This is a genomic window from Paucilactobacillus nenjiangensis (genome assembly GCF_008632615.1).
Taxonomy (GTDB): Bacteria; Bacillota; Bacilli; order Lactobacillales; family Lactobacillaceae; genus Paucilactobacillus; species Paucilactobacillus nenjiangensis.
In genome coordinates, this window is sequence record NZ_CP043939.1 from 326,644 (window position 1) to 339,401 (window position 12,758).

The 12,758-nt window shown below is 38.9% G+C and carries 10 protein-coding genes; 5 read left to right on the forward strand and 5 right to left on the reverse strand.

Annotated features, from left to right (window positions below; genetic code table 11):
- The first annotated feature begins 67 nt into the window (after positions 1 to 67).
- Both F0161_RS01680 and F0161_RS01685 read left to right on the forward strand, forming a co-directional pair.
- Complete coding sequence (locus tag F0161_RS01680; protein WP_150203390.1) at positions 68 to 1,513, forward strand: UDP-glucose--hexose-1-phosphate uridylyltransferase; 1,446 nt, start codon at positions 68 to 70, stop codon at positions 1,511 to 1,513.
- Between the two features lie 18 nt (positions 1,514 to 1,531).
- Positions 1,532 to 2,530: a LacI family DNA-binding transcriptional regulator gene (locus tag F0161_RS01685; RefSeq protein WP_150203392.1), complete on the forward strand. Its 999-nt coding sequence runs from the start codon at positions 1,532 to 1,534 to the stop codon at positions 2,528 to 2,530.
- A gap of 187 nt (positions 2,531 to 2,717) precedes the next feature.
- Here the strand turns inward: F0161_RS01685 and F0161_RS01690 are convergent, their stop codons facing one another.
- Positions 2,718 to 3,371: a hypothetical protein gene (locus F0161_RS01690; RefSeq protein ID WP_137602578.1), complete on the reverse strand. Its 654-nt coding sequence runs from the start codon at positions 3,369 to 3,371 to the stop codon at positions 2,718 to 2,720.
- A gap of 412 nt (positions 3,372 to 3,783) precedes the next feature.
- Positions 3,784 to 4,950 carry an iron-containing alcohol dehydrogenase gene (locus tag F0161_RS01695; RefSeq protein ID WP_137602579.1) on the reverse strand — a complete coding sequence of 389 codons (1,167 nt, stop codon included), beginning with the start codon at positions 4,948 to 4,950 and terminating at the stop codon, positions 3,784 to 3,786.
- 285 nt (positions 4,951 to 5,235) lie between these two features.
- Here F0161_RS01695 and F0161_RS01700 point away from each other — a divergent pair, with 285 nt between their 5' ends.
- From F0161_RS01700 to ltrA, 3 genes are all read left to right on the forward strand, one after another.
- Positions 5,236 to 6,510 carry a dicarboxylate/amino acid:cation symporter gene (locus F0161_RS01700; protein WP_137602580.1) on the forward strand — a complete coding sequence of 425 codons (1,275 nt, stop codon included), beginning with the start codon at positions 5,236 to 5,238 and terminating at the stop codon, positions 6,508 to 6,510.
- 14 nt (positions 6,511 to 6,524) lie between these two features.
- On the forward strand, positions 6,525 to 8,330 hold the full coding sequence (gene pepF, locus F0161_RS01705) for an oligoendopeptidase F (RefSeq protein WP_150203394.1): 1,806 nt from the start codon (positions 6,525 to 6,527) through the stop codon (positions 8,328 to 8,330).
- A 547-nt stretch (positions 8,331 to 8,877) separates the two neighbouring features.
- Positions 8,878 to 10,263: a group II intron reverse transcriptase/maturase gene (ltrA, locus tag F0161_RS01710; protein ID WP_150204609.1), complete on the forward strand. Its 1,386-nt coding sequence runs from the start codon at positions 8,878 to 8,880 to the stop codon at positions 10,261 to 10,263.
- An 85-nt stretch (positions 10,264 to 10,348) separates the two neighbouring features.
- Here ltrA and F0161_RS01715 read toward each other — a convergent pair whose 3' ends face one another.
- From F0161_RS01715 to F0161_RS01725, 3 genes are all read right to left on the reverse strand, one after another.
- Positions 10,349 to 11,236, reverse strand: a complete 888-nt coding sequence (locus F0161_RS01715) for a metal ABC transporter solute-binding protein (RefSeq protein WP_137601873.1) — start codon at positions 11,234 to 11,236, stop codon at positions 10,349 to 10,351.
- Positions 11,237 to 11,357: 121 nt separating this feature from the next.
- Positions 11,358 to 11,810, reverse strand: coding sequence for an Lrp/AsnC family transcriptional regulator (locus F0161_RS01720; RefSeq protein WP_150203396.1), 453 nt, complete (start codon positions 11,808 to 11,810; stop codon positions 11,358 to 11,360).
- A gap of 53 nt (positions 11,811 to 11,863) precedes the next feature.
- Entirely contained in the window at positions 11,864 to 12,592 is a 729-nt protein-coding gene (locus tag F0161_RS01725; protein ID WP_150203398.1) for a gamma-glutamyl-gamma-aminobutyrate hydrolase family protein, read from the reverse strand.
- Positions 12,593 to 12,758: the final 166 nt, after the last annotated feature.

Here is a 12,758-nt window from a genome sequence, read left to right on the forward strand (position 1 = left end):
CTGGGATTTTAACTTGTTGCTCAGCCTCATCTTAATTAATTTGACAGCATAAGAGGGAGCAGTTGAAATGAAAGTTATTGAACAATTCGTTAATCAAGTAATTGAATCTGGTACGTATGAAGAAATGGATCGATTTTATGTCGCAAATAAAATCCATGGTTTTGTTGGGGATGAAGATGTCGAACGCAATGATGCATCTGTGAAAGATCAATTGATTTCGTTAGCCATTAGTAATCAAAAAATTGAAGATTCCCTAACTGCAAAAGAAATTTTGAATGACCAATTAATGGATTTAATTACGCCAACACCAGCAGCACTGAATCGAAAATTTCAAGAAGAATATGCTAAATCACCAGAAGCAGCGACTAATTTCTTTTATGAATTTTGCAAATCAAATGACTATATTAAAGTTGAAGCGATTAAAAAAAATGTCGAATTTAGTAAAGAAACTAAATATGGCGATTTAGAAATTACCATCAACTTATCTAAACCAGAGAAAGATCCAAAAGCAATTGCTGCAGCTTTAAACTCTAAAACGGTTGAATATCCAATGTGTCAATTATGTATGGAAAATGAAGGCTACCAAGGTCGCTTAGGCTATCCTGCACGTAGTAATCATCGCATTATTCGCATCAATGTGGGCGGCGAAAAATGGGGTTTTCAATACTCACCATATGCCTATTTCAATGAGCATTGTATTTTCTTGGACACTGTTCATGAACCAATGAAAATTAATCGTCAAACCATCTTGAATTTGATTGATATTGAAAACCAATTTCCAAGTTACTTTGTCGGTAGCAATGCTGATTTACCAATCGTCGGCGGCTCAATGCTTGCTCACGAGCATTATCAGGGTGGTAAGCACATCTTCCCAATGATGAAAGCTGCTATTAAAGAGTCACTTGATTTTCCTAAATATGACCACGTTACGGCTGGAATTGTTAATTGGCCAATGAGCGACATTCGTCTGGAAAGTAACGACACGGTACAATTAGTTGAATTAGCCGAACACATCATGGATAATTGGAAACAATATAGTGATGAATCAGTTTCGATTCAAGCAAACACGGGCGATACAGCACATCATACGGTGACGCCAATTATGCATCGTGAAGGCGAAAAGTTCATTTTAGATTTAGTGTTACGTGATAACAATACTTCAACTGAATTTCCAAATGGAATTTTCCATCCACATGATGAAGTTGCTCACATTAAAAAAGAAAATATTGGTTTAATTGAAGTTATGGGTCGTGCAATTTTACCAGCTCGATTATTAACTGAAATGCAGGATGTTAAAAAATTCTGGCTTGGTGAAGATAACGAAATTGCCGCTATGCATTTACCATGGGCTAAAGAAGTTCAAGCTCGTCAAACAATCAATGCTGGTAATATCGACGATGTATTACATCAAGAATTAGCAACCGTATTTGCACAAGTACTTGAAAATGCAGGTGTATTTAAAGACGATGAGGCAGGTAATCAAGCCTGGAGTCGCTTTATTGAACAACTCTAAGAAAGGTGGTCTACCCCAATGGCAACAACACTAAAAGACATTGCAAATCAAGCTAATGTTTCATTGGCAACCGTTTCCCGAGTGCTTAATGGTGACAGTTCTTTGTCAGTGGGAGAAGATACCCGCCAAAGAATTTTTCAAGTTGCTGAAGAGTTGAATTACACGAAACATCAGCGGACCAAAAATAAGGGCAAGTTTGCACGGATTGCCGTCGTCCAATGGTACACGCAAAAACAAGAATTAGATGATTTATACTACATGTCAATCCGAACTGGCATTGAACGAGCTTGCGAACAAGTTGGTTTTCAAGTGGTTCAAATTTTTGAAAGCAAATTGGATCAAATCCCAACGGCAGTGGATGGTATTATTGCGGTTGGTAAGTTTAGTAAGCGACAAATCCAACGATTTAAGCAAATTTCGAGTAAATTAGTGATGGTAGATTATGATGGGTTACCTAGTGAATGTGATAGCGTTACTGCTGATTTTGAACACGGAACTCAATTAGCAATTGGCAAATTTATTAGCGATGATTTGACCGATATTGGCATGATTCATGGCAGCGAAACGACTAGTGATCACCAGGAATCAATTCCAGATTTACGGCTTCATTACTTTGAACGTGAAATGAAGAAGAGAGATTTATTTCGACCAGAATTGGTTTTCAAAGGTGACTATAGTTCGCAATCTGGCTATGACCAAATGATTACCGCGATTGATACGTTAGGCGATAAATTACCACATGCTTTCTATATTTCTAATGATCCAATGTCTGTCGGTGCCATCAAAGCACTGCAAGAACGTAACATTCAGATTCCGGAACGGGTCAGTTTAATTAGTTTTAATGACACGACAATTGCCAATTACATTTTTCCAGGTTTAACTTCAGTTAAAGTTGCCACGGAAGAAATGGGTGAAAACGCCGTATTATTGATGGAAGAACAACAAACAACAACTCGTGACTATCCGAAGAAATTAGTTTTAGGTACGAAGTTAGTGGAACGAAAAACAACTTTTTAATTGATACGAAAATACAAGCTAATCACTTAATTGAGAGTGGCTTGTATTTTTTGTTGTTTTTATATTAACGGCTTCGCCAATCAGCTCTTTCACCTAACTTAGATTTCCTAGATTCCAACAACAGGAATCTTCGTCAATCATCGTTAGAAACTCAAGAGCTGTACGATTGGCTCAGCACTTGTTTATTTTAAAAATTAACATGATGTTTAAGACCACGGAAGAAGTGTTGATCTCCCCAACCAATTAAATATCCTTGGAAAGCAACTGACAACACCGTACCGATATTAACGGCATAAAGTTTGTGGGTCGCAATTGCAGAAATGATAATAATTAGAATTGGTGGGATATTACTAGTCCATTGAGATAAAACGGAATTTCCATGCATAAATTTAAATCGCAAAATGTATGGTAAATCATCATTTGGATGAATAATTAAATTTGATCTTTGATATAAAGAAACCGCTAGTGACACGCCAACAATGGCAATAATATCTAAGATGATTTTCCAGGCAAGCGCCATTGATGGGACTCCAATACTGACAAACCAATCACGCCAAAATTGAAGTAAGTAGCTAAAAGGAAAGACGAATAATAAATTACGAATTAAACGTAAATAATCGAATTTTTGAATTAATAGTAAGTTTGCAATGGCAACAATGACTCCCATCATCATCAGCACGTTTCCAAGTGAAAAACCTGACCATTCCGATAAATTGGTTGCTGATGCCGTCCAAACTGCACTACCCATATTGGTAACCACTGATAAAGCATTGAAAAAGGTATTAATGACAATTGAAAAGCAGAGAAAAAATAATCTGCCTCCAAAACTATTCTGATGCATAAATTTAAGTCCTTTCAAGAGATACTATCATTCTACAGTTATTGTTGAATAATATAAAGGAAAGAGTGTGAACTCAATCGGGAGCCCTTGAGCATATCAAAGCTCAAGTGTTTATCGGGTTAGGATAAATAGTTGAGTGAAGATAGGAGGAAAGGACTGATTGAGCGAGCACGTTTCAGAATGGCAAATCGGGAGCCCTTGAGCATATCAAAGCTCAAGTGTTTATCGGGTTAGGATAAATAGTTGAGTGAAGATAGGAGGAAAGGACTGATTGAGCGAGCACGTTTCAGAATGGCAAATCGGGAGCCCTTGAGTATATCAAAGCTCAAGTGTTTATCCGGTTAGAAAAATTGTAAGCTGCAACAAAAAAGCCATGGATCTAAAATCCATGACTCTCAAAGTAATTATAAAATTATTTGTTGTAAGCTTCTTTGAACAATTCAACGATATCTGCTTGAGTACCCTTACGAGGGTTAGGTCCAGCATTACCATCAAGAAGTGCATTCTTAGCTAATAATTCGAAGTCTTCAGGTTTGGCACCTAATTGTTTAACAGTCCGAATTCCAACTAAGTCTGACATTCTTTGAAGTGCGTCGATAGCTTTTTGTCCGGCTTCCCAAACATTAAGTCCGTCGATATTTTCGCCCATGAAACGAGCGATATCAGCAAAGCGTTGTGGTGAAGCAATCATGTTCCATTTTTCAACAGTTGGCATTAAAGCAGCACAACATTCACCATGAGGAGCATCGTATTGACCACCAAGTTGGTGAGCCATAGCATGGACATAGCCAAGGTTAGCATTATTAAAGGCCATACCGGCTAATAATGAAGCTTCGGCCATCTTTGTACGAGCTTCGACGTTATGTCCGTCAGCGACAGCTTGTGGCAAATATTCGCTAATCAATTTGATAGCTTGAATTGCTTGTGCATCGGTAATATCGTTACGGTTTTCTGAAACGTATGATTCAACTGAATGAGTTAAGGCATCCATCCCAGTTGCTGCAGTCAATCCCTTAGGAACATCAAGCATTAACAATGGATCATTGAATGATACCAATGGAACGTTACGCCATGAAATCACAACGAACTTCAATTTTGTTTCTTCGTTGGTAATAACAGCGTGGCGAGTAATTTCGCTAGCAGTACCAGCAGTAGTGTTAACTGCCAACAATGGTGGCAAAGGATTTTTAAGAGTATCAATTCCGGCTAATTTAGTAATATCATCACCATTAGTCAAAACAATACCAATACCTTTGGCACAATCGTGAGATGAGCCACCACCAACTGAAATGATACTATCACAGTTAGCATCTTTATAAGCTTGCTTACCTTCAGTGACGTTGCGAACTTTAGGGTTTGGTTCAACGTTATCATAGAATGCATAGTCAACACCGGCTGCGTTAAGTGATGCTTCGGTTTGCTTAACGGGACCATTTTCGAGATTGCGTAAGAATGAATCTGTGACAATTAATGGTTTCTTCATACCGAGTAATTTTGCACGTTCGCCAATTCCTTTAATGACATTTGGTCCAAAGAAGTTAACGTTGGGCATCATGAAATCTGTGTTAGGTTGTACCATAGTAAGTTCCTCCAGAAAAATAAAATTAGTTGTAAAACGGTTACAAGTTCATTGTAACGCATTTCACAATAGTTGCAACGTCAATGTTTGTAAGGGGTGTGAATGATTTCACTGGTACACTTATCACCTAATCTTTAGAAAACTGGAGTGACAATACTTGGGTACTTTTGATAATTAAGTTGTAGAATAAAAAAAATAAATAAAATTAATTTTAGTTGAATAGGTTAACAACTTTTAAATTGTGCTAAACTAATTTTAACTGTGTTATAAGGAAGGAAACGAGTCATGAAGAAATATCGAATGCCCAGACTTTCACTGGGATGGCAAATAATCATTGGGTTAGTATTAGGTATTATTTTTGGGGTTATTTTTTATCATAATAAAACGGCCATTACAGCGATGCAAAATTTGGGAACTATTTTTATTAGTTTGATTCAAATGATTGTGTTGCCAATTGTCGTGTCTTGTTTGACCGTCGGGATTGCCAACATGGGCGATATTCATAAATTGGGACGAATTGGTGGCAAAACATTAATTTATTTTGAAATTATGACGACGTTTGCGATTGCGTTGGGACTAATTGTCGGTAATATTACGCATCCCGGCACGTTCATTAATATTCATGATTTGCACGGATCAGATATTTCTAAATATATGGCAACTGCTAAATCAGCCTCGCACACTGGCTTATGGGATACCTTGATGGGAATTATCCCAACAAACTTCTTCGCTTCATTATCAGCCGGCGACATGATGCCCATTATCTTTTTCTCCGTCTTCTTTGGTTTAGGGACTGCGGCGATTGGTGAACGGGGACAAATTATTATTGATTTTCTCCAGGCCGTGTCAGAAGTTATGTTTAAAGTCACAAATTGGGTGATGAAATTTGCTCCCATTGGAGTCTTTGGCTTAATCGGGATGACAATTGCGGAAATGGGGTTAAGTGCCCTGGCACCGTTGGGCTTGTTTGTCCTAATTACCTACCTCACGATGGCCTTTTTCATTGTTGTCATTTTAGGGATTGTCTGCAAAATCTTTAAAATTAAGTACTGGCCATTGATGCGAGTGATTAAGGATGAATTTTTAATTGCCTTTTCAACCGCTAGTTCAGAGGCCACTTTGCCACGACTTGTTTCAAAAATGGAAAAATATGGGGTGAGTCAAGCAATTGTCTCCTTCGTGATTCCGACCGGTTATACATTTAACTTGGATGGATCAGCCATTTATCAATCTCTAGCTGCACTGTTTTTGGCGCAAGCATATGGGATTCATTTGACGATTACGCATCAAATTACACTATTACTGGTGTTGATGATTACTTCCAAGGGGATGGCTGGTGTTCCAGGAGCTTCATTTGTGGTGCTGTTAGCGACCGTGTCGACAATTGGGGTCCCAATGTCAGGCTTAACTTTCATAGCCGGAATAGACAGATTTGTTGACATGGCCCGGACATCTGTTAACGTTGTGGGTAATTCAGTTGCCACGATTGTGATTGGTAAATCTGAAGGCGAATTTGATGAAGAGAAGAATAAACAATATTTAGCCGATTTTAATGGCTGAAAGGATCGATAAAGATGGCAGAAGAAAAATTATTATCGAGAGCTGAAGTTCCTGAAAATTTGAAGTGGAATTTAGCGTTGCTGTATCAATCAGATGCAGATATGAAGGCAGATTTTGAACAAACTACCAAGTTAGTTGATCAATTTGCTGAATTTCAAGGCACCTTAGCAACGACAGCTGCAAACTTAGCTAAAGCATTAATTCTCAGTAAACAAATTGATGAAGAACTGGAAAAAGAATTTGTTTATGCATTCTTGCGCAGAGATAGTGATACGACGGATGCGACAGCGACAGAATTGTATGGAATGATTTCCAGCCAAATGAGTAGTATCAGTGCCAAAATGGCATTTTTTGAACCTGAAATTGTTGAAATGGATGACACCACGATTGATGGTTTCTTTGCTGCAGAACCCAAGTTGGCAGAATTCAAATTCATGTTAACGAAGATTCGAAATGAAAAAGCGCACGTGCTATCAAATTTGGAAGAACAGCTATTAAGTCGCGCTTCTAAAGCTTTAAATGCACCCGATGAAATATATAACACACTGAATGATGCTGATTTGACGTTTGGTACGGTGCACGATGATGATGGAAATGAGGTTCAATTAACTCATGGTAATCGGAGCCAATTTACTGAATCCCAAAATCGAGAAGTTCGTAAAGAAGCCGTTTTGGCCTATGAAAAACCATATAATGAACTTAGAAATACCTTTGCTCAAACGTTGAATAGCTACATGGGAATGCATAATATGACGGCTGATGTGCGTCATTATTCGAGTGCTCGTCAAGCGTCATTAAGTAGCAATCAAATTGATGAACAAGTGTATGATACTTTGGTTAGCAGTGTAAATCAGCACCTTGATTTAGCGCACCGTTGGTATGCCTTGAAGAAAAAAGTCTTAGGCTTAGATAAATTTTACAAGTACGATATCAACGTGCCAATTGCAGGGAATGATTTGCTCAAGACCACTTTTGATGAAGGTAAGCAATTAACTCGTGAAGCACTGAGTGTGTTAGGTCCTAAGTATATGGAAGGCTTGAATCGCGAATTTTATAATCGTTGGATTGATGCCGCTGAAAATAAAGGCAAACGTTCTGGTGGCTATCAGATTAGTGTCTACAAGGCTAATCCATTTATTCTTCTGAACTGGACGGATAAGTTATACAGTACCTACGTTTTGGCACATGAGTCTGGGCACGCCATGCACAGTTATTTTTCACAGGCCGCACAACCTTCTGAATACTTTGAAGCTCCAATTTTCTTAGCAGAAGTGGCTTCAACGTTTAATGAAAATATTTTAACTAATTACCTGCTTGAAAAGTATCAAGATGATAAACAAATCAAAATTTTCATTTTGGAACAATACATTAATGGCTTTATTGGCACAATTTATCGTCAGAGCCAATTTGCAGAATTCGAACATAATGCCTATCAAACCCAAGAAAAAGTCGGGACCTTGACAGCAGATTATTTAGATCAAATGAGTGGTGACTTGGTGGATAAATATTATGGACCAAGCGTGACTCCAACTGGAACGAAAACTCAGAGTTGGGCGTATGTCCCTCATTTTTATATGAATTATTATGTCTATCAGTACGCAACTTCGATGGCTGCTTCAACGGCATTATCTGCTCAAGTTTGGAATAAAGAAGACGGGGCATTACAGCGGTACTATGATTTCTTGAGTGCCGGTGGTTCCGATTATCCGGTTGAAACTTTGAAGCGGGCAGGCGTGGATACTACTAACAGTGACTATCTAGAACAAGCCTTTAAAGTATTTGAACAGCGCTTAGATGAAATTGAAACATTATTAGCATAATTAAAAAGATTGCTAAATAAGTCGTTTGGCTCTTGATATCGTAGAGAGTTGACTGATGGAACCAATTCAAAAAAATGGATTTGCTAAGAAAACTGGCAAATCCATTTTTTGAGTGCGCCCGGCATGGGCGCCAACTAGGTGGTGAAAGTCCACTGTGGGCCGTAGTAGTCGGAACCACTAGCCAAGGACAAGGGTGTCCACTATGAAGTGGAATCTGAAGGAAGTCTGAGGAGCAAAATACCGCACCAATGAACAAGAAGTAGCTATAAGGCCAGAACTGATTGGATAAGATTGCCCAACAAATCGAAGTCCGATACTACTCAAAATCACGATGGTAAAGCTAATGGTGACATGGTATGAAAGTTGACGTTCTTACCCGGGGAGGCCTGATAGACAAGTCCTGACAAGAAGAGCAATCAAGTTCTACAGGACAACTGTTTCAGTGATGGAATACTGAGTTTATCAGGAGTCAGCCGAGGCCATAGTAGTGACTTCGTCACGAAGGGCTGAACAGTAATAACTCACATTGATTATGGAGGTGGAATTTATGCGACGATCGCAGAAAACAGAAAACAAAGCTGACCACCAGTGGATGGTAGGTCTGGAAGACCAAGAACAAACTGGGGCGCGTAGGATGAATTCTAATAAAACAACGATGATGAGTGGCATTAAGTTTGAACAACGCGTGTTGGATCGAGATAACTTGAATCTGGCCTATCAACGGGTTGTGCGTAATAAAGGTGTCGCAGGCATCGACGGAATGACCATCGATGATCTGTTAGGTTATTTGAGAGTTCATAAAACTGAACTTATTCATCAGTTGAATGATGGGACGTACCGGCCGAAGGCGGTTAAACGAGTAGAAATACCCAAACCAAATGGTGGCGTGCGAAAATTAGGCGTGCCAACGGTAATTGACCGAATGATACAACAAGCAATCGCACAAGTGATGTCTCCGATTTTTGAACAAGTTTTCTCAAATAATAGTTTTGGTTTTCGACCTAATCGAAGTGCGCAAGATGCAATTAAACGAGTGGTATCGCTGTATAACGAGGGTTACCACGTCGTGGTTGATCTTGATTTAAAGGCATACTTCGATACAGTCAATCATGATTTACTGATCAAGTATATCGAACAATATATTGATGATCCTTGGTTGATTAAGCTAATTCGAAAGTTTTTGACTAGTGGTGTTATGACTGGTTCAACCTTCGAAGCGAGTGTCGTGGGAACCCCGCAAGGCGGACCACTGTCACCACTATTGGCGAATATCTATCTCAATGAGCTGGATAAAGTATTAACGGAACGAGGTCTCCACTTTGTCCGATATGCGGATGACTGCAATATTTACGTTAAGAGTAAACGAGCAGGTCACCGGGTACTTGAGAGTATTAGTAGATTTCTGGAAAAGGATCTTAAAGTAACCGTCAATCGTGACAAAAGTAAAGTCGGGTCACCATTGAGATTGAAATTTCTGGGATTCTCACTGGGAGTTGGTAGGGGTGGTGCTTTCTCAAGGCCGTCAAAACAATCCCAAATACGGGTCAAACAGGAACTCAAACGAATTACGAAACGCAATCGCGGAATTTCACTTGAACAAATGTTTATGGAAATCACACGAAAAATGCGCGGATGGATTCAATACTACTCATCTGGTAAGATGACAAACTTCTTGAAACGAATAGATCAGTGGCTACGGTCTAGAGTTCGACAATACATCTGGAAATCATGGAAGAAAATCAAAACGAAGATCACTAACCTGAAACGACTAGGTTTGAATCAGAATGATGCTCGGCTAGCTGCTTATACCCGCAAGGGTTACTGGCGCACAGCACATAGCAAAACACTACTTTATACGTTAACAAACGAAAAACTGGAACAACTTGGATTGATGAATCTCTCCAAGGTATTCCAGTCTATTCAAAATGCTTAAATTACTGAACCGCCGTATACGGAACCGTACGTACGGTGGTGTGAGAGGTCGGTAGCTGAACTAATCAACTGCCTCCTACTCGATTCTATTTAAGTAATTTTTCTAAATCATTGTATTGTGACAGCATCCATTCTTTATAGGTCATGCCATTGGGGATAGTTTCGGTGACCTTTAATACAGGGATATTGTTTTGCTTGGCCAATTTAGTCATGTTAGAAACGGTATTGCTGGAAACTTGTTTGTTATCTACAAAGAAGCGAATTGATTTATTCTTTATTCCAGCCTGCATAGCTTTAATCGATTTTGGTGAAGGATCGGCGTCTTTTTCGATGGCGTTCTCAAAATCTTTGTTGGTGACGTTGTAGCCTAGAGCAGACAAAGCATAGTCGAAGACTGGTTCACTGACGTAAACAGAAGTGTTACTAGTGTTGGTAGCCTTGATAGCGTCGATTTTATCTTGAATTGGTTGTAAAGACTTAATGTATTTCTGGGCATTTGCTTCAAAATAAGCTTTATTTTTGGGATATTTCTTTCCTAAATCAGCCGCTAATTGATTGGCTAATTTGGCCATCATGGTTGGGTTGTACCAGATATGTGGATTGTCGCCGGATTTAAGATTCATGACATCTTCACCAACACTAATTAGCTTTCCGTCAGAATTTTTGGCTAATTTTGACAGCCATGAATCGTAGCCGAGGCCATTAGCAATGATGAAGTTGGCTTTACTAACTTTTTTTGCGGTGGCAGTGGTCGCTTCATAATCGTGGGGATCAGTGGCAGAGTTTTTGATGACTGAGGTGACGGTTCCTTTGTCACCGACCACTTTTTTGGCAACTTCGCCATAAAAATTGGTGCTAGCAACAATTGAAATTTTGTTACTGGATGATTTGGTTGAATTTGAACAACCGGTTAAAACTAAACTGAGAGCAAAAATAGCTAAGATGGGAATAAAAAAAGATTTATGAATAGACATGAATTGGATCCTTTCAGTTTATAAATAGTAATAATTACTATTTAACTATACAGAACCAGATTACTATTGTAAATAGCCAAATAAAAAAACATATGAAAAGTTTTCATATGTTTTCAAGTCATTATTGAGCCTCGACTTCCGCGTCTAAATCTAAACCGCGACGTTCTACACTAGTTGAGAAAACAATTTGGGTACTTGTTTTACCAAATTGTTGGAGGTCATTGACGAAGCTATCAAGTGCTTCGGTACTTTCAAAGACCACTTCGAGTAGTTCCGAATAATCACCAGTGACACAATTACATTCTAAAATATTGGGGATCGAGGCCACGTAGGGATAAAATTCTTTTTTCTGGTTAGGATTTAACTGGACCCGAATGAAAGCTTTAACATGATAATCGAGTTTTTGATAATCAACAGTTGTCTGATAATTTGCAATGACTCCGCTTTTTTCTAGACGAGTGATTCGAGCAGCAATGGCTGGTGACGAAATAAAACAGCTTTCGGACAATGTCTTTAACGATGTGCGCGCGTTCTTTTGTAAGATGCTAATAATTCTACGATCGATTTGGTCCATGATTGTACACTCTCCCTCTTATGCCTAAAATAAATGATTACCAGTTCCATGCATTACTTTTGAACAGCAATGCTTCTTTCAATGAAATCGGCAAATAGTACTTGTGATTCCTCGTTATGCTTGAACATATTTTCTGGATGCCATTGCACCCCTAAAATTTGGTTAGAGTCTTTGGATTCAACAGCTTCAATCACGCCGTCATCGGCTTGCGCCACAACGTGTAGTCCAGGAGCTAGATGATGAATTGCCTGATGGTGACGTGAATTAACATAACTCCGTTCCTGGATTAATGAATGTAATAGGGTATCGTTTTTCACGTTAATATGATGCGATGGTAAATTACCTGGCGCCAATTGACTATGCTTGAGTTTGGCTTGAGGATTTTCAGATAAATCCTGATAAAGCGTGCCACCTAATGCCACGTTCAATACTTGTAAGCCACGGCAAATCCCGAAAACTGGTTTACCAGCCTCGACCGCCGCTTTGATTAAAGCAATTTCAAATAAATCGCGTTTGCGGAAAGTGGTGCCTAAATCATAATGTGGTTCTTCATTATAAAACGTTGGATCCACGTCAAAACCGCCCAGTAATAATAAGCCATCGAATAAGTCCAGATAGGCCGAGGCGTCAGCCGCTTTAATCGATGGTAAAATCACGGGGATTCCACCAGATTTAGTGACGGCTTGAATTGCGGGATCGGGTGCAAAGGCAGCGTTACGTTCGTTAATAATATTGGTAGCTTCTGTAAATGTATCAGCTGGTAGCGCAATTCTAGGTTTCAATATGTAAGGCCTCCAAATTGGGTTAATTTTATTAAGTCGTTTTTCATTAAGATTGAATGAATTTTAAGCTAAAATAAAACACTTGTCAATGTGCAGCCATTAATAATCTTAAGTTTCGAGACAATTCTACAAATACGTCGTATTATGGACAATAAATATCCAAAAA

Bases quoted from the DNA above. Each gene is read 5' to 3' on its own strand.
- F0161_RS01680 (WP_150203390.1), top strand. From the start codon at position 68: ATGAAAGTTATTGAACAATTCGTTAATCAAGTAATTGAATCTGGTACG.
- F0161_RS01685 (WP_150203392.1), top strand. From the start codon at position 1,532: ATGGCAACAACACTAAAAGACATTGCAAATCAAGCTAATGTTTCATTG.
- F0161_RS01690 (WP_137602578.1), bottom strand. From the start codon at position 3,371: ATGCATCAGAATAGTTTTGGAGGCAGATTATTTTTTCTCTGCTTTTCA.
- F0161_RS01695 (WP_137602579.1), bottom strand. From the start codon at position 4,950: ATGGTACAACCTAACACAGATTTCATGATGCCCAACGTTAACTTCTTT.
- F0161_RS01700 (WP_137602580.1), top strand. From the start codon at position 5,236: ATGAAGAAATATCGAATGCCCAGACTTTCACTGGGATGGCAAATAATC.
- pepF (WP_150203394.1), top strand. From the start codon at position 6,525: ATGGCAGAAGAAAAATTATTATCGAGAGCTGAAGTTCCTGAAAATTTG.
- ltrA (WP_150204609.1), top strand. From the start codon at position 8,878: ATGCGACGATCGCAGAAAACAGAAAACAAAGCTGACCACCAGTGGATG.
- F0161_RS01715 (WP_137601873.1), bottom strand. From the start codon at position 11,236: ATGTCTATTCATAAATCTTTTTTTATTCCCATCTTAGCTATTTTTGCT.
- F0161_RS01720 (WP_150203396.1), bottom strand. From the start codon at position 11,810: ATGGACCAAATCGATCGTAGAATTATTAGCATCTTACAAAAGAACGCG.